This window comes from Nocardia sp. NPDC052566 (assembly GCF_044547285.1).
Classification (GTDB): Bacteria; Actinomycetota; Actinomycetes; order Mycobacteriales; family Mycobacteriaceae; genus Nocardia.
Genome location: NZ_JBIUAF010000008.1, coordinates 76932 through 92647 on the forward strand (window position 1 = coordinate 76932; position 15716 = coordinate 92647).

Consider the following 15716-nt stretch of genomic DNA (forward strand, 5'->3'; position numbering starts at 1 on the left):
GATACGTTGGGAGACGTGTCGATGAAGAAGGGCGCCAACGTTGCGGTGCCGATGTCCGCCGTCCGTATCGAATTGGGCTGGCAGGCGGGGCCGGGGGTGCCTGATGCCGACGCCTCCGCGCTGCTGCTGGTCTCGGGGAAGGTGCGGTCGGACAACGACTTCGTCTTCTACAACCAGCCGTCGCATCCCTCGGGCGCGGTGCGTCACGAGGGCAAGCAGCAGGGGCCGATGGTGCTCGACGTGCTGTCGGCGAACCTGGCGCAGGTGGAACCGCAGATCGACACCATCGTCATCGCCGCGTCCGCCGACGGCGGCACCTTCGGCCAGTTCAACGGCCTGTATGTGCGTTTGATCGATCAGGCCACCGGCGCGGAGGCGGCCAGGTTCGACAGTGTCGGCGCCACCACCGAGACCGCGTTCGTGCTCGGCGAGCTGTACCGGCGTCAGGGCGCGTGGAAGTTCCGCGCGGTCGGGCAGGGCTACGCGTCCGGATTGGCCGGGCTCGCTACCGATTACGGGATCTCGGTGGACGACGCGCCCGCCGCACCGGCGCCGCCGCAGCAGTACACGCCGCCACCACCACCGCCGGCACCCGCGCAGCAGTACACGCCGCCACCGCCGCCGCCCGCGCCGCCGCAGCAGTACACGCCGCCACAGCAGTACACGCCGCCACAGCAGTTCCCGCCGACACAGCAGTTCCCACCGCAGCCGCAGTATCAGCAGCCCGCGCCGCCGACCCAGCAGTACGGGCCCGGCTACCCGCAACCGGCTCAGCCTTATCAACAGCCCTATCAGCAGCCGCAACCGTACGGATACCAGCAGCAGCCCGCACAGCCGTACGGTCAGCCGCAACAGGTTCCGCCACAGGGCTATCCGCAGCAGCCCGTGCCGCCACAGCCGGCACCGGGCCAGCCGGTGAGCCTGAGCAAGATCTCGCTGACCAAGGAGTCACCCTCGGTCTCGCTGACCAAGCAGGGCGCGACCGGCGGCACCATGCGGGTGAACCTGAACTGGACCGGCATGGCGCCGCAGGGCGGCGGCGGGCTGTTCGGCCGCAAGCGCGGCGGCGGCAACCTCGATCTCGACCTCGCCTGCTTCTTCGAGCTCAGCGACGGCCGGATCGGTTCGGTCCGCGCGCTGGACAAGTCCTTCGGCGCGCTCGACCGTCCGCCGTATGTCCGGCTCGACCAGGACGACCGCACCGGCGCCAGCGCGAACGGCGAGAACCTGGATATCAACCTCGATTTCACCGCGCAGTTCCGCCGGATCCTGGTGTTCGCCTCGATCTACGAGGGCGCCAAGGACTTCCGCGGCATGCAGGCGACGGCCACGCTGTATCCGCTGAATTCGCCGCCGATCGAGATCCTGCTCGGCGGCTGCATGGACGATTCCCGCGACATGGTCATCGCGCACATCGAGAACATCAACGGCGAGCTGGTGGTCCGCCGCGACGGCACCTTCATCCGGCCGCCCGCGGGGCGCCCCGGCGGCGGCGTCCGGGAGATCGCCCGAATCTACAACTGGGACTTCGAGTTCCGTGCCAGCCGGGGTAAGGGCTGATCAGGACAGTAGGGAGCCCGCATCGTCCCTGAGCGCGGGCAGGTCGCCGGGCCAGCCGAGGATGCGCAGCGCCGCGTCCGGAATGGCGCGTTCGGCGTAGTCGGGCGCCGCGCCCTCGTCGGCGCGGATCCCGATCACCGTCTCGACGAGACGGAACGGCAGTACGTGCGCGCCGGGCACACCGGCCGCGCCGGACTCGGCGATCACCTCGGTCGCGAAACGCTCGTAGTGGCCGCGCAATTCGTCGCGGCGCAGGCGGAAGGCCGCGAAGCGCTCGGTGCGCAGTTCGGGCAGCAGGTAGAGCGCCCCCAGATTCCAGCGTGCCTCGCACAGCTGCCGCACGTCGAACCAGACGAGTGCGTAGAGCCTGATTGCGGCCCGCTCCGGGGCCACGGCTAGTCGTTCGGCGAGTTCCAATGGCGCCGCGATGGTTTCCGGCGAGCAGCGCGTCGAGAATGTCGTCCTTGGCCGCGAAATGATGATAGAGGGAAGCCTGCCGAATTCCCACCGCGTCGGCGACGACACGGGTAGAAGTATTGGCGTAGCCCTTGGTGGTGAACAACTCGGCGGCGGCATCGAGAATTTCCGCGCGCGGTGTATGACCGCGGCGGCGTCGCTGCTCGAGTCGGGGTCGGCCAGGACCGAGGTTTGCCATCGCCCCATTCTGGCACCGCGCCGGATAACACCGGCGGAGAGGTTTCTGTCACTTGATAGAAATCTCGGCAACGAAGACGTTACCCAGATTCCCGGAAGCGATACACGCGGGTCACCGGAAGCGCGCTCGGGGACGGAAAACTATCACGCGATAGATATTTGGCCACACGCAAAGGAATGTCCATGGCCATCAATGTTGATTCACCCCCACCCCCATCACTCTCGCCGGACAGCGCCGATCTGGCGGCCTTCGGTTATCAGCCGGTGCTGCACCGCAAACTCGGCCGCTACGCCTCGTTCGCGGCGGGCTTCTCCTTTGTTTCCATCCTCACCACGATCTTCCAATTCTTCGGCTTCGGTTACGGATTCGGCGGCGCCGCATTCTTCTGGACCTGGCCCATCGTGTTCACCGGGCAGCTGCTCGTCGCCCTCAATTTCGCCGAACTCGCCGCGCGCTACCCGATTTCGGGCTGCATCTACCAGTGGTCGCGCCGGCTCGGCGGCGCGGTCGTCGGCTGGTACGCGGGCTGGCTGATGATCATCGCGCAGATCGTCACGGCCGCCGCCGCGGCGATCGCACTGCAGGTCGTCCTCCCCTCGATCTGGGGCGGCTTCCAGATCATCGGCACCGAAACGGCGCTCACCTCCGCCGACGGCGCGGCGAACGCGATCTTGCTCGGCAGCATCCTGCTCGTGTTCACCACGGCGATCAACGTGATCGGCATCGGCGTGATGGCACGGATCAACTCGATCGGCGTGACGCTGGAGATCATCGGCGTCGCCGCGATCGTCACCCTGTTCTTCACCCATACCGAGCGCGGCGCCGATGTGGTGCTGCGGACCGATCAGGCCGCGCCGGGGCCGTACTGGGCAGCATTCCTGGTCTCCGGGCTGATGGCCGCCTACGTGATGGTCGGATTCGATTCCGCCGGTGAACTTTCCGAGGAGACGAAGAACCCGCGCCGGGTGGCGCCGCGCACCATACTCACCGCGCTGTCGGTCTCCGCGCTCGGCGGCGGGCTGCTGCTGCTCAGCGCGCTGATGGCGGCACCGAGCCTGGACGACGGCGCGCTGGCCACCGACGGACTGGCCTACGTGCTCACCAGCAAGCTGGACAGCCCGGCCGGCAAGGTGCTGCTCGGCTGCGTCGCGGTGGCGATCACGGTGTGCACCTTGGCCATTCAGACCGCGGGCGCACGGCTGCTGTTCTCCATGGCCCGCGACGGGCGGTTGCCGTTCGGCGCGCGCCTTGCCGCGGTGCATCCGCGTTACGGCACGCCGGTGCTGCCCGCGATCATCATCGGGGTGCTCGGCATCGGGCTGCTCGTGCTGAATCTCGGCAATGCCGCCCTCTTCGCCACGCTGGCCAGCGTCTGCATCGTCATGCTGTATCTGGCGTATCTGCTGGTGACGGTGCCGCTGCTGATACGGCGGTTCAAGGGGCTGCCCGCGGCGGATCCCACGCTGTTCAGCCTGGGCCGCTTCGGGATTCCGATCAACATCCTGGCCGTCTGCTGGGGTGTCGCGATGGCGGTGAACCTGGCCTGGCCACGCGCCGAGGTCTACGTCCCACATGGCGGCGGCTGGTGGATGCAGTGGGCGGCACCGCTTTTCGTGTTGCTGGTGATCATCGTCGGCGTCGGCGTGTACCGCCTGGTGTCGAACAACACCGAAGGAGTATCTCGATGACCGATACGGCATCCACCACCGCGGCTCGTGCGCATGCGCGAGCGCAGGCGGCCGCCGCCGCACTCGCCGTACCCGTGCTGCCCGATGACATCGCGGAGGCGAAAATCACTTGGGCCCAGCGTATTCCGTCGGGCGGCTACGCCGATGTCACCCTCGGCCGTGGCACGCGGATCCGGCTGACGGATCCCGACGGCGCCGCGGGCGCGCAGCTGCTGTTGCTGCGTGCGGGCGCGACATGGGAGCGGCTGAACGTCGCCGACACCGTGAAAGTGCCTTGGCAGGCTTATCTTTCAACCGGGCATCCGCTCCTGTCGGATCAGGGCCGGATACTGGCCACGCTGGTCGCCGACACCTCCGGGCACCACGACACCCTCTGCGGCCCCACCGCACACGGTCGCGCGTTGCTGCGCCTCGCCGGGGCCAAACAGGGACTGGAACCACGAGATATCGGACCGACCGTATCGCTGTTCCGCGGCGTTCGCGTCGAATCCGACGGCGCGCTCACCGCCACCGGTAGCGCGGGGCCGGGCGCGTCGGTCGATCTGCTCGTCCATCTGCCGGTCGTGCTGCTGATCGCCAACGCCGCGCATCCGCTCGACGACCGCGAGCCGACCGCGCTCGACATCGTCGCGTGGACCGCCCCCGAGGAGCTCGGCGCGACCCACAACACCGACCCGGAGTACCAACGGGCCGTGCAGAACACCGAGGCGGCCTGGCTCGCCGCGCGGACGACGGAGGTCACGGCGTGAACACACCGGGCACCGTGGTACTGGACGAGACCGTTCCCGCGCGCGCACCGTGGTCGGCGGTGGTACGCGCGGGCGATCGGCTCGAAATCATCGACCTGCGCGGCAATCAGGCGGTGGACTGCCTGCTCTACGCCGCCGCCGACCACACCGACCGCTACAGCGCGCAGGCCACCGTCGCCGCACAGCGCAATATCTTCCTGAGCACCGGCAGCGTGCTGCTGACCGATGCGGGCACCGCGCTGATGACCGTGCTCGCCGACGAGGTCGGCAATCACGACACCATCGCGGGCGCCTGCTCCCAGGAGTCGAATACGCTGCGCTACGGCCACCACACCCGCCACCAGCACGCCTGCGTGGAGAACTTCCTCGCCGAGGCGGCGAAATGGGGTATGGGCAAACGGGATCTGGTCTCCAATATCAACTGGTTCATGAACGTCCCGGTGGAGGCCGACGGCACGCTCGGCATCGTCGACGGACGGTCCGCGCCGGGGAAGAAGGTCACCCTCCGCGCCGAGACCGACACGCTGGTGCTTGTCTCCAACTGCCCGCAGATCAACAACCCGTGCAACGGTTTCGACCCGACGCCTGTGCGGATGGTGGTGATCAGGTGAAGGTGGCGATCGGCGCCGATCCGGACCTACCGACGCATCCCGTGCCCACCACTGACACCGAAATGCCCCGCACCACCATCGAAGTCGTCAGACCCGGCCTGCTGACCACGGTGCAGGACTGGCCGGGCCGGATCGGCTACTGGCATGTCGGCGTGCCGCCGTCGGGGCCGATGGACGATCTGTCGTTCCGGCTCGGCAATCGCGCGCTCGGCAACGCCGAAGGTGCGGCAGGCCTCGAATGCACCCTCGCCGGGCCCGCACTGCGGTTCACCGAGCCGACCTGGGTGTGCGTCACCGGCGCACCGGCGGAGGTCGCCATCGACGGCGCCGAGGTCGAGCTCTGGCGGACGGCGCTGGTGCCCGCGGGCGGCGTACTCGATATCGGCGCGGTGCGCGGGCCTGGCATGCGCACCTACGTGCTGATCGCGGGCGGCATCGACGTTCCCGAATACCTGGGCAGCGCGGCGACATTCACCCTCGGCAAGTTCGGCGGCGTCGACGGGCAGGCGCTGCGCGCCGGTGCGACGTTCACGCTCGGACCACACCGCGGCCGGGTCACCAAGGCCGTTCCGATGGCGGATCAGCCTGCGCTGACCAGGCATTGGCAACTGGCGGTCACCGAGGGGCCGCACGGCGCACCGGAGTTCCTGACCCGCGGCGACTTCGACACCCTCGTCGGCACCGGCTACCGGGTGCACTTCAACTCCGACCGCACCGGCATCCGGCTGATCGGCCCGAAGCCGGTGTGGGCGCGCCCCGACGGCGGCGAGGCCGGGCTGCATCCGTCCAATATCCACGACACCGCGTATTCGGTTGGCACACTGGACTTCACGGGCGATACCCCGATCCTGCTCGGACCGGACGGCCCGAGCCTCGGCGGATTCGTCTGCCCGGTCACCGTTGTCGCGGCCGACCTGTGGAAGCTCGGGCAGCTCTGCCCCGGCGATACCGTGCGCTTCGTCCCGGTCCGCGCCGAACGGGCCGCCTCGGTCCGCGAACTCGGGCAGGCCAGGCGCGCGCACATCGCCACCGTGCTCTCGGACGGCGGCGACGGTGACGACGGCGTGCTACGCCGCGCCGAGGTCGACGACGAGATCGCGGTGACCTACCGCCGCGCGGGCGACGACGGCGTGCTCGTCGAATACGGTGCCATGACACTGGATCTGGGCCTGCGCGCCCGCGTGCACGCGCTGCATCAGCACCTGCTCTCGGCGCGGCTTCGCGGGGTCGTCGAGCTCACGCCCGGTGTGCGCTCACTGCAGATTCGGGTGGATCCACGCCTGCTGTCGATAGCCGCACTGCTCGCCCTGCTGGCCGAGGCCGAGCGGGATATCCCTTCGGCCGACGCGCTAGTGGTACCCAGCCGGACCGTGCGGCTGCCGCTGTCCTGGGACGATCCGGCGACCCGCGAGGCCATCACCCGCTACATGCACGGCGTGCGCGCCGACGCGCCGTGGTGCCCGTGGAATATCGAATTCATCCGCCGAGTCAACGGATTGGCCTCCGTCGCCGAGGTGTACGACACCGTCTTCGACGCGGAGTACCTGGTGCTCGGCCTCGGCGACGTCTATCTCGGCGCACCGGTGGCGACCCCGACCGATCCGCGGCATCGGCTGGTCACCACCAAATACAACCCGGCACGCACCTGGACACCGGAGAACGCGGTCGGCATCGGCGGCGCCTACCTGTGCATCTACGGTATGGAGGGGCCCGGCGGCTACCAATTCGTCGGCCGCACCACCCAGGTATGGAACCATCGCGCCCGCGAAAATCCCTGGCTGCTGCGCTATTTCGATCGCATCCGCTGGTATCCGGTCGAGGCGGACGAATTGCTCGACCTGCGTGCCGATTTCGCCTCGGGCCGGGTCGACGTCACGACCGAGGACGGTGAATTCCGGCTCGCCGACTACCGCGCGTTCCTCGCCGACAACGCCGCGTCCATCGATCGGTTCCGCACCGCCCAGACCGCGGCGTTCGCCGCCGAGCGCGACTCGTGGCGCGCGGCAGGTGAACTCGGATGACTCAGGTCATCGTGGTCGGGGTGACCGGGCCGTTCCAGCCGCACGGCAGGCCGCAGGTGGCGATCACCAGGGAGGCCGCGGTCTCGTCGTCGAAGCGAACGACGATGGTCGAGGCGTGGGTCGGGTAACCGCAGGCGGGGCACTTGCCGAAGTAGTTCAGTATCGGATCCACGTGCGAGTCGACGATGGTGCGCTGCCGCCTGCGGACCCGGCCGTCGGCGTGCGTATCCGAACCCGCCGAATCGACGGTCCAGCCCAAAGCCTCTGCCTGTTCGATGGATTCGTCGTCCCAGTCCTGTTCGATCGCCCGCCGCTGCGCATCCGGCAGATCCGGCGACCAGCCGCAGCGCCGCCAGAAGGCTTCCCGGTGTTCCCGGCTCAATGCATTCGGTTCGCGCATGGCGATCGCTCCTGGGTGCCACGGGTATTGCTCCCACGATTGTGGGCCCGTCCCGGCGACGACATGCCGGAACGGGCCCAAGTGTTCGCTGTCAGCGCAGCGCGCGAAAGAATTCGCGGATATCGGCCGTGAGCAGCACCGGTTCCTCCATGGCCGCGAAGTGACCGCCGCGGTCGACATCGACCCAGCGGGTGATGGTGTTCTCGGTCTCCAGATAGCGCCGGATGCTGACATCGTGCGCGAAGGTGATCATCGCCGTCGGCACGCCGGAATTCTCGTTCACCGCGCTCCAGTCGCTCTGCGCGTAGCAGACATATGCCGCCGAACCGGCGGTTCCGTTGAGCCAGTACAGCATCACGTTGGTCAGCAGCCGATCCCGATCGATGATCTTGCCGGGATCGACCGCCCGCGGGTACGTCCACTCGCGGAACTTGTCCATGATCCACGCCAGCTGACCGACCGGTGAATCGACCAGGCCGTAGGCCAGCGTCTGCGGTCGAGTCGACTGGATGGCGATGTAGCCGTGCTCCTCCCGCATGAACGCCTCGATGCGACGGATACGGTCACGCTCCAACTCGGTCATGCTCGCGAGTTCCGCCTCGGACAGCGACTGCGGCGGAAACGCCAAGGCACCGTTGAGGTGTACGCCGACCACATGCTCCGGCGCGACCCTGCCCACCTCCGGGCTGATCCCCGCGCCCATATCGCCGCCCTGCGTGCCATAGCGCTCGTAACCGAGCCGGTGCATCAGCTCCGCCCACACCTTCGCGATCCGGTTGGTGGTCCACCCGGAATCGGCCACGGGGCCGGAGAATCCGAAACCGGGCACCGACGGGATGACCACGTGGAAGGCGTCCGCCGGATCGCCGCCGTGCGCACGCGGATCGGTCAGCGGGCCGATCACGTCGAGGAATTCGACGACCGAACCCGGCCAGCCGTGAGTCAGCAAGAGCGGCAACGCATTCGGTTCGGGCGAGCGCACATGCAGGAAATGAATGCGCTGCCCGTCGATCTCGGTGACATATTGCGGGAAGGCGTTGAGTTCGGCTTCGGCCGCGCGCCAATCGTATTCGGTGCGCCAGTAGTCGACCAGCTCACGCAGCCACGCGGTCGGCACACCGGTGTCCCAGTCGTCGCCGGGCAGCGGCGCGGGAAAGCGCGCGCCGTCGAGTTTGCCGCGCAGGTCGTCGAGCTGTTGCTGAGGAATCTCGATGCGGAATTCGATGACTTCGTTGCTCATGACTACTACGCTAGAAGGCACCTAGGACAGCTTCTGCCCTAGCTATCCGGCAGAATTATTTGCATGTTGGAGACCTCGGCACGACTGCTGCGCCTGCTGTCGCTGTTGCAGACGCCCCGCGACTGGACCGGCGCCGAATTGGCCGCGCGCCTGGAAGTCGACGCGCGCACCGTGCGCCGCGATATCGATAAGCTGCGCAACCTGGGTTATCCGGTGAACGCGACGCCCGGTGTCGCCGGTTACCGGCTCGGGGCGGGCGCCACGCTGCCGCCGCTGCTGCTCGACGACGACGAGGCCGTCGCGGTCGCGATCGGGCTGCGCACGGCGGCGGGCGGCACCATCGCCGGTATCGAGGACAGTTCGCTGCGCGCGCTCACCAAGCTCGAGCAGGTGCTGCCGTCACGGCTGCGCCACCGGGTCGGCATGCTCCAGGCGGCGACCGTCACCGTGCCCGCGGGCGGGCCTCGGGTCGATCCGGAGACACTGACCGCGATCGCGGGCGCCATCAGGGACAGCCACCGCCTGCGCTTCGACTACCGAAGCCATGACGGCACAACGTCTTCACGCACCACCGAACCACATCGCCTGGCGCACACCGGACGCCGCTGGTACCTGATCGGCTGGGACGTCGGCCGCGCCGATTGGCGCACCTACCGCGTCGATCGCCTGCATCCCCGCATTCCCACCGGGCCGAGGTTCACGCCGCGCGAGGCGCCCGACGCCGACCTGGCGGGCTACCTCTCACGCGGCATCTCCAGCTCGGCCTACGCCTATTCAGCCAGGATCACCCTGCGCGTGCCCGTCGAGGTGGCGGCCGACAAGTTCGCGCCGACGATCGGTGTGCTCGAGGCCATCGATGCCGAATCCTGTGAACTGCGAACCGGATCCAATTCACTCGACGAACTCGCCGTGTGGGTGGCCGCCTTCGGTTTCCCGTTCCGTGTGCACGAACCACCGGAACTGATCGAGCACATCCGCGCCCTGGCCGCCCGGCTCGCCGACTCGGTGGGCTAGTGCGAAAATCACCGTGCCGGAACAGCCCCGAGAGTTCGCTGTCAGCGCACAGTGCGGAAGAATTCGCGAATATCGGCCGTGAGCAGCGCCGGTTCCTCCATGGCCGCGAAGTGACCGCCGCGGTCGACATCGACCCACCGGATGATGGTGTTCTCGGTCTCCGCATACCGGCGGATGCCGATATCGTGCGCGAAATTGATGACCGCCGTCGGCACGCCGGAGTTCTCGTTGACCGCGCCCCACTCGCCCGGCTGCGCATAGCCGACGTACGCCGCCGAACCGGCGGTTCCGTTGAGCCAGTACAGCATCACGTTGGTCAGCAGCCGATCCCGATCGATGATCTTGCCGGGATCGACCGCCCGCGGATGCGTCCACTCGCGGAACTTGTCCATGATCCACGCCAGCTGACCGACCGGTGAATCGACCAGGCCGTAGGCCAGCGTCTGCGGTCGAGTCGACTGGATGGCGATGTAGCCGTGCTCCTCCCGCATGAACGCCTCGATGCGACGGATACGGTCACGCTCCAACTCGGTCATGCTCGCGAGTTCCGCCTCGGACAGCGGCAGTGGCGGAAACACCGGCGAGCCGTTGATATGCACTCCCGCCACACGTTCCGGTGCGACCCTGGCCACCTCGGGGCTGATCCCCGCCCCCAGATCGCCGCCCTGCGTGCCGTAGCGCTGGTAGCCGAGCCGGTCCATCAGTTCCGCCCATGCCTTCGCGATCCGAGCGGTGGTCCACCCGAATTCGGTGACCGGGCCGGAGAATCCGAAACCGGGCACCGACGGGATGACCACGTGGAAGGCGTCCGCCGGATCGCCGCCGTGCGCACGCGGATCGGTCAGCGGGCCGATCACGTCGAGGAATTCGACGACCGAACCCGGCCAGCCGTGAGTCAGCAAGAGCGGCAACGCATTCGGTTCGGGCGAGCGCACATGCAGGAAATGAATGCGCTGCCCGTCGATCTCGGTGACATATTGCGGGAAGGCGTTGAGTTCGGCCTCGGCCGCGCGCCAATCGTATTCGGTGCGCCAGTAGTCGACCAGCTCACGCAGCCACGCGGTCGGCACACCGGTGTCCCAGTCGTCGCCGGGCAGCGGCGCGGGAAAGCGCGCATTGTCGAGCCTGCGCCGCAGATCATCCAGTTGACTCTGGGAAATCTCGATTCGGTATTCATTGATCTTGTCGCTCATGGGCACAACGATATGAACCATCGGGAATAGTATCTGCCCTCGAGTTCAGGGGCATGCGCCCTTCTCGATCGGAGACCTCGGCACCTCGATTACGGTTTTGCCCTGGGCGTGGCCTGTAGCGACATGGGATATCGCGGCGGCGGCACGAGCCGGGGGGTAGCGACATTCGATCAACTAGTCCGTTCCGGCGGTGGCGCCCGGGTTGGTGGCGTCGCGGATGATGCGCAGGGCGGTGATCAGGGCGTCGAGTTGGGGCGGGGTCAGTAGGCCGGTGAACGAGCGGTCGACGGCGGCGATGTACTCGGGCAGCGCGGCGGCCAGCCTGCGCGCGCCGTCGTCGGTGAGTACCGCGTAGGCGCTGCGGCGGTCGGCCGGGTCCAGTTCGCGCTCGACCAGGCCCGCGCGGGACAGGCGGTCGACGAGGCGGGTGACGCCACTGGTCGACAGCTCGGTCTGGACGGCGAGGTCCGTCATGCGCAGCCGGCGTTGCGGCGAACGACTCAGGCGCATAAGGGCATTCATATCCATGCCGGACAGGCCGTGCGCCTCCCACACCGGCGTCAGCTTGCCGACGACGCCGCTGTACGCCTCGAACAGCAGGCCCATCGTGGTGAGGTGCGGGTCGTCGAAGAGGTCGTCCATGTCCATGCCTCCAATCTAGCGCAACTGCTTGACTCCGGGATAGTTGACACGCGGAATACCTTGGAGTAGAAATATGTCAACGCAAATTTCCTCGCATCAATTACTGGAGGTTTCCATGTCGCCGAACACCCGCTGGGTCGCCGGATTCCGCTCCGCGGTGCTCGACCCGCACGGGCAGGTCATGTTCGCCGAACCGCGTGGCTTCGCCGACGAGACGGTGCGCCAGGTGCTGCACCTGGCGGGCGGCGGCGAGCAGGTCCGGGTGCGGCTGTCGAACCGCTTCGGCCGGACGCCGCTGACCATCGGCGCCGCACAGGTGGCGCTGCGCAAGTCCGGCGGGGAGATCGTCGCCGAAACGGCGATCGCGGTGCGCTTCGACGGGGCCGACCGTGTGCGCATCCCGGCGGGTGGCGAGGTGGTCAGCGATGCGGTGGCGCTCGCGGTGACGCCGGGTACCGATCTCGTGCTGAGCCTGTACCTCCCGGAGGAGACCGGGCTCGCGACGGCCGCGCACATCCCGAGGGAAGTCGCTTACGTCGCAAGCGGAAACGCCGCGTCCGCACTGGAACTTCCTGCGGCCGAGGTGGTTTCGGGCCGCTTCTTCGTCACCGGCGTCGACGTGCTCGCACCGGGGGATACTCCGGTGGCGGTCGCGTTCGGCGACTCCTGGTTCGAGGGCGTCGGCAGCACGGAGAGCGCGAACCGGCGCTCGGTCGACGTGCTCAACGAGCGGCTCGAGCGCGGCTGGGTGGTCAACCAGGGCCTCACCGGAAACCGTTTGCTCCTGGACGAAGTCGGCGAACCCGGGCTGTCCCGCTTCGATCGCGACGTGCTCGAGGTGCCCGGCGTCACCAGTGTGCTGCTCAACTTCGGCATCAACGACATGATCCTCGGCGGCATGCTCGACCAGCCGCTCACCACCGCCGAGGCGATGATCGCGGGTTTCACCGCACTGGCCGAGCGTGCGCGCGCCGCGGGCCTGTCCGTGCACGCCGCCACCATCGGGCCGTACGCGGGGTGCGTCGTTCCCGGGCTGCCCATCGCCGAGTCACTGCCGATCCGGCATCGGATCAACGAATGGCTGCGCGGCACCGATGTTTTCGACTCGGTCTTCGATGTGGCGCGCGCCGTGGCGAACCCGGACGACCCGGACTACATCGCCGCCGAGTTCGACAGCGGTGACGGCTTCCATCTCAACGACGCGGGCGCACGCGCGATGGCCGAGACGGTCGATATCACCGTGCTGTTCCACTGAGTTCCGCCTCGTCGCGAGAGCCGTTGCCCCACGGTGGGCGACGGCTCTCTCTCATTCTCCCGGCACGAGCCCGCGCAGCACGATCTCCAGACCGCCGCGAAACTCGTCTTCCGCAACCAGCTTTCGCGCCTCCGCCGCGGTCGCGGCCAGGAACGGATACTCCTCGGCGGGCAGCTTCGCGAGCACGGCGGTGCCGCGGCCGCCGATCGCCGCGTAGTGCTGATTCTCCAGGAAGCCGAGCAGGAAGGCGATCACCGTGCGCTGCGCGATAACTCGTGCGCGGCCGTGGAATCCGCCGTCGGCGAGCGCGCCGAGCATGGCGTTCATCCAGCGCATCGCCGAGGTCGAGTCGTGGCGGTGGCGCGGGACGAGCGGGGCGATCGCCGGATGCGCGGAGATCGCCGCGCGCATCCGATCGACCAGGAGGGCCACGCGCGCACGCCATTCGGCGTCGGGCGGGGTCGATATGTCGACCGCACCGAGTACCTGATCGACCACGAGCAGCTCGAGCTCGCCACGATCGGCAACATAGCGATACAGCGACATGGTCGCCATATTCAGCTCGTTGGCCACCGCCCGCATGGTGAGCGCGGACAGGTCACCACGATCGATCACCGCGAGGGTGGCCGACACCAGATCGGTCGTCGACAGCGAGCGAGGACGGGGCATGGATTGACAGCGTACAAGATACGCGCATACTGAACGTAGGCGTACGACGTATGCCTACGAAGGAGTTCTCATGCCATTGCCAACAACCGTCGGCCCACGCGTCCTGGTCACCATCACCGACGCCGATGTCCCGATTCCGGACCCGGATCGCCTGATACACCTGCAATTCCGCCGCTTCGCGGGCTGCCCGATCTGCAATCTGCACCTGCGCTCGATCGTCACCAGGCACGCCGAGATCACCGCCGCGAACGTTCGCGAGGTGGTCGTATTCCATTCCAGCGCCGAGGAATTGCGGAAGTACGCCGACGATCTCCCACTCGACCTGATCGCCGACCCGGCCCGCACCCTCTACCGCGAATTCGGCGTCGAATCCGCACCACGCGCCCTGCTCGACCCCCGCGCCTGGCCCACCATAGCCCGCAGCATCGCCCACACCCTCCGGGATGTCCGCGCCGGAAAACCCGCTCCCCCGACCAAGGCCGAAGGCGGCCGCCTCGGCCTGCCCGCCGACTTCCTCATCGCCCCCGACGGCCGCGTCCTCGCCGCCGAACACGGCGCCCACGCCGACGACCAGTGGTCCGTCGACGAACTACTCGCCCACGTCCGCACTGAGGCGGCCCGATGAGGCACACGACCACGGCCGACGAAACAGCACCCGAAAGCCCCACGAGCACTGCGCTTTTCCGCATCGCACGCCCTGAGCTGGCCCGCGCGTGCGCCTTGACCTTCGGCGGATTACTCGCGGGCGCGTTCGGCTATGGCGCGGTCAACGTCCTCTACGCCTTCCGAAAAGTGCCCTTGGACGTCCGCTTCACCTTCCACACCGCCCTGATGAGCGTGAACGGCCTCGTCATGCAGTCACTGATGGCGCTGACCGCCCTCAGCTGCCTGACCCTCGCCATCCGCAGCACCGCCCGCGACCGCTGGCTCGCCGCCACCGCCACCGCACTGGTCGTCGGCGTATTCCTGACCACCCGCCTCGGCAACATCCCGATCAACCAGCAGATCAAACAGTGGGCCGTCGCAGGCCCACCCGCCGACTACGCGAACATCCTCTCCCACTGGGAGACCTACCATTTCACCCGCACCGGCTTGGCACTGCTGGCCTTCCTCATCATCGTCACCCTCACCCTGCTCCCTGCGAAAGAAGCACGCCGATGATGACCGTCGACCTGTCCACCCAACTGACGCTCACCCACTACATCTTCTGCGCCCGGTATGCCGCAAGGTCTTCGCCGAAGAACACACGATCCCCGCCACCTGAACACCGAACGGCAGTCCGGTCCCGGTCAGGGCAACAGTGATCCAGTGTCGACGGTGAAGTCGAAGGGGCTGTGCAGACTGACGGTGTTTCCGGCCGCCGCTCGGTGCGTCAACTCGTAGGTGCGGTCTTCGCCGAGTTCGTAAGCGAACAAGACCGGCAGGACTTCACCTGGGAGTTGCCCCTTGAACGCGTTGGTCTCGAAGCGCCAGTAGTTCGGGATTCCGGCCTCGGCGTAGAGGACCGGCTTCACCATGCGGTCTTGCAAGGTGGTCGACTTGGATACCACTTCGATGGCGAGCTCGACCTGCTTCACCGGTATCCCGCGTTCGTCCACATCAATCGGGAGCGTCACCACCATGAGATCCGGGATTGGCTCGTCGTCGCCGATCAGTACACCGACCCCCTCGACTACCAGGTGGTCTGTTGGCACGGCGGCGTCGAGCGCGCGCTCCAATGCCTTGATAATCAGCTGATGACGCGGTTTCGGCGCCGCGTTCACGACGAGCTGGCCATTCAACACCTCGTAACGCAGTCCGTGATCGGGCAGGTGATCGAGGTCTGCGGCCGTCCAACGGTCGGAGTGTGGCACAGGTATGGGCGACGCAGGTACGCGCGGCGCAGGCATTGCCATTGGAACACCTCCAACCTCATCGAGCAGGGGCGAATGCTGAATCGGCCCAATTCTAGCCTGGAGAATCCTCTCCTCCGCTGGTGACAAACGCGGGGCACGCGTTTGTCACCAGCGAGGCTCGGGT

General features: G+C 67.7%; 15 protein-coding genes and 1 pseudogene. 9 read left to right on the forward strand and 7 right to left on the reverse strand.

Going from position 1 to position 15716, the window contains the following annotated elements:
• Positions 1-21: 21 nt before the first annotated feature.
• A complete protein-coding gene (locus ACIG5A_RS38810; RefSeq protein ID WP_397250309.1) occupies positions 22-1560 on the forward strand; it encodes a TerD family protein in 1539 nt (512 codons plus the stop codon).
• Here ACIG5A_RS38810 and ACIG5A_RS38815 read toward each other — a convergent pair.
• Positions 1561-2215: pseudogene (locus ACIG5A_RS38815) on the reverse strand (TetR/AcrR family transcriptional regulator).
• 182 nt (positions 2216-2397) lie between these two features.
• Between ACIG5A_RS38815 and ACIG5A_RS38820 the strand changes: the two are divergent.
• The 4 genes from ACIG5A_RS38820 to ACIG5A_RS38835 all read left to right on the forward strand — a co-directional run bounded on the left by ACIG5A_RS38820 (position 2398) and on the right by ACIG5A_RS38835 (position 7284).
• On the forward strand, positions 2398-3903 hold the full coding sequence (locus tag ACIG5A_RS38820; protein ID WP_397249640.1) for an amino acid permease: 1506 nt from the start codon (positions 2398-2400) through the stop codon (positions 3901-3903).
• Complete coding sequence (locus ACIG5A_RS38825; protein WP_397249642.1) at positions 3900-4652, forward strand: DUF1989 domain-containing protein; 753 nt, start codon at positions 3900-3902, stop codon at positions 4650-4652. Before ACIG5A_RS38820 ends, ACIG5A_RS38825 begins: the two co-directional genes overlap by 4 nt.
• Entirely contained in the window at positions 4649-5263 is a 615-nt protein-coding gene (locus ACIG5A_RS38830; protein ID WP_397249644.1) for an urea amidolyase associated protein UAAP2, read from the forward strand. The genes ACIG5A_RS38825 and ACIG5A_RS38830 overlap by 4 nt, the downstream gene beginning before the upstream one ends.
• A 62-nt stretch (positions 5264-5325) precedes the next feature.
• Positions 5326-7284, forward strand: coding sequence for a 5-oxoprolinase/urea amidolyase family protein (locus ACIG5A_RS38835; protein WP_397250311.1), 1959 nt, complete (start codon positions 5326-5328; stop codon positions 7282-7284).
• Between the two features lies 1 nt (position 7285).
• On the opposite strand, the gene ACIG5A_RS38840 is transcribed toward ACIG5A_RS38835, so the two are convergent.
• Together ACIG5A_RS38840 and ACIG5A_RS38845 are read right to left on the reverse strand one after the other, a co-directional pair.
• Positions 7286-7684 carry a hypothetical protein gene (locus ACIG5A_RS38840; protein ID WP_397249646.1) on the reverse strand — a complete coding sequence of 133 codons (399 nt, stop codon included), beginning with the start codon at positions 7682-7684 and terminating at the stop codon, positions 7286-7288.
• 91 nt (positions 7685-7775) lie between these two features.
• A complete protein-coding gene (locus tag ACIG5A_RS38845) occupies positions 7776-8924 on the reverse strand; it encodes an epoxide hydrolase family protein (RefSeq protein WP_397249648.1) in 1149 nt (382 codons plus the stop codon).
• 63 nt (positions 8925-8987) lie between these two features.
• On the opposite strand from ACIG5A_RS38845, the gene ACIG5A_RS38850 reads away from it, so the two are divergent.
• The gene (locus ACIG5A_RS38850; protein WP_397249650.1) at positions 8988-9938 is read left to right on the forward strand and encodes a helix-turn-helix transcriptional regulator; all 951 of its coding nucleotides are present in this window, start codon (positions 8988-8990) and stop codon (positions 9936-9938) included.
• Positions 9939-9979: 41 nt separating this feature from the next.
• On the opposite strand, the gene ACIG5A_RS38855 is transcribed toward ACIG5A_RS38850, so the two are convergent.
• The gene (locus ACIG5A_RS38855; RefSeq protein ID WP_397249652.1) at positions 9980-11131 is read right to left on the reverse strand and encodes an epoxide hydrolase family protein; all 1152 of its coding nucleotides are present in this window, start codon (positions 11129-11131) and stop codon (positions 9980-9982) included.
• Between the two features lie 174 nt (positions 11132-11305).
• Entirely contained in the window at positions 11306-11779 is a 474-nt protein-coding gene (locus ACIG5A_RS38860) for a MarR family winged helix-turn-helix transcriptional regulator (protein WP_397249654.1), read from the reverse strand.
• 109 nt (positions 11780-11888) lie between these two features.
• Here ACIG5A_RS38860 and ACIG5A_RS38865 point away from each other — a divergent pair, with 109 nt between their 5' ends.
• The gene (locus ACIG5A_RS38865) at positions 11889-13028 is read left to right on the forward strand and encodes a GDSL-type esterase/lipase family protein (RefSeq protein ID WP_397249656.1); all 1140 of its coding nucleotides are present in this window, start codon (positions 11889-11891) and stop codon (positions 13026-13028) included.
• Positions 13029-13079: 51 nt separating this feature from the next.
• Here the strand turns inward: ACIG5A_RS38865 and ACIG5A_RS38870 are convergent, their stop codons facing one another.
• Positions 13080-13697 (reverse strand): TetR/AcrR family transcriptional regulator C-terminal domain-containing protein, encoded by a 618-nt coding sequence (locus tag ACIG5A_RS38870; RefSeq protein ID WP_397249658.1) that lies wholly within the window; start codon positions 13695-13697, stop codon positions 13080-13082.
• A 70-nt stretch (positions 13698-13767) separates the two neighbouring features.
• Here ACIG5A_RS38870 and ACIG5A_RS38875 point away from each other — a divergent pair, with 70 nt between their 5' ends.
• On the forward strand, positions 13768-14322 hold the full coding sequence (locus ACIG5A_RS38875; RefSeq protein WP_397249660.1) for a peroxiredoxin-like family protein: 555 nt from the start codon (positions 13768-13770) through the stop codon (positions 14320-14322).
• Positions 14319-14858, forward strand: a complete 540-nt coding sequence (locus tag ACIG5A_RS38880) for a DUF1772 domain-containing protein (protein WP_397249662.1) — start codon at positions 14319-14321, stop codon at positions 14856-14858. Before ACIG5A_RS38875 ends, ACIG5A_RS38880 begins: the two co-directional genes overlap by 4 nt.
• A gap of 128 nt (positions 14859-14986) precedes the next feature.
• Here the strand turns inward: ACIG5A_RS38880 and ACIG5A_RS38885 are convergent, their stop codons facing one another.
• The gene (locus tag ACIG5A_RS38885) at positions 14987-15592 is read right to left on the reverse strand and encodes a Uma2 family endonuclease (protein ID WP_397249664.1); all 606 of its coding nucleotides are present in this window, start codon (positions 15590-15592) and stop codon (positions 14987-14989) included.
• Between the last annotated feature and the right edge of the window lie 124 nt (positions 15593-15716).

Excerpts from the sequence above, each read along its gene's own strand:
- ACIG5A_RS38810 (WP_397250309.1), top strand. The coding sequence starts at position 22 with ATGAAGAAGGGCGCCAACGTTGCGGTGCCGATGTCCGCCGTCCGTATC.
- ACIG5A_RS38885 (WP_397249664.1), bottom strand. The coding sequence starts at position 15,592 with ATGGCAATGCCTGCGCCGCGCGTACCTGCGTCGCCCATACCTGTGCCA.
- ACIG5A_RS38835 (WP_397250311.1), top strand. The coding sequence starts at position 5,326 with ATGCCCCGCACCACCATCGAAGTCGTCAGACCCGGCCTGCTGACCACG.
- ACIG5A_RS38860 (WP_397249654.1), bottom strand. The coding sequence starts at position 11,779 with ATGGACATGGACGACCTCTTCGACGACCCGCACCTCACCACGATGGGC.
- ACIG5A_RS38820 (WP_397249640.1), top strand. The coding sequence starts at position 2,398 with ATGGCCATCAATGTTGATTCACCCCCACCCCCATCACTCTCGCCGGAC.
- ACIG5A_RS38870 (WP_397249658.1), bottom strand. The coding sequence starts at position 13,697 with ATGCCCCGTCCTCGCTCGCTGTCGACGACCGATCTGGTGTCGGCCACC.
- ACIG5A_RS38855 (WP_397249652.1), bottom strand. The coding sequence starts at position 11,131 with ATGAGCGACAAGATCAATGAATACCGAATCGAGATTTCCCAGAGTCAA.
- ACIG5A_RS38840 (WP_397249646.1), bottom strand. The coding sequence starts at position 7,684 with ATGCGCGAACCGAATGCATTGAGCCGGGAACACCGGGAAGCCTTCTGG.
- ACIG5A_RS38865 (WP_397249656.1), top strand. The coding sequence starts at position 11,889 with ATGTCGCCGAACACCCGCTGGGTCGCCGGATTCCGCTCCGCGGTGCTC.
- ACIG5A_RS38845 (WP_397249648.1), bottom strand. The coding sequence starts at position 8,924 with ATGAGCAACGAAGTCATCGAATTCCGCATCGAGATTCCTCAGCAACAG.
- ACIG5A_RS38880 (WP_397249662.1), top strand. The coding sequence starts at position 14,319 with ATGAGGCACACGACCACGGCCGACGAAACAGCACCCGAAAGCCCCACG.
- ACIG5A_RS38825 (WP_397249642.1), top strand. The coding sequence starts at position 3,900 with ATGACCGATACGGCATCCACCACCGCGGCTCGTGCGCATGCGCGAGCG.
- ACIG5A_RS38875 (WP_397249660.1), top strand. The coding sequence starts at position 13,768 with ATGCCATTGCCAACAACCGTCGGCCCACGCGTCCTGGTCACCATCACC.
- ACIG5A_RS38850 (WP_397249650.1), top strand. The coding sequence starts at position 8,988 with ATGTTGGAGACCTCGGCACGACTGCTGCGCCTGCTGTCGCTGTTGCAG.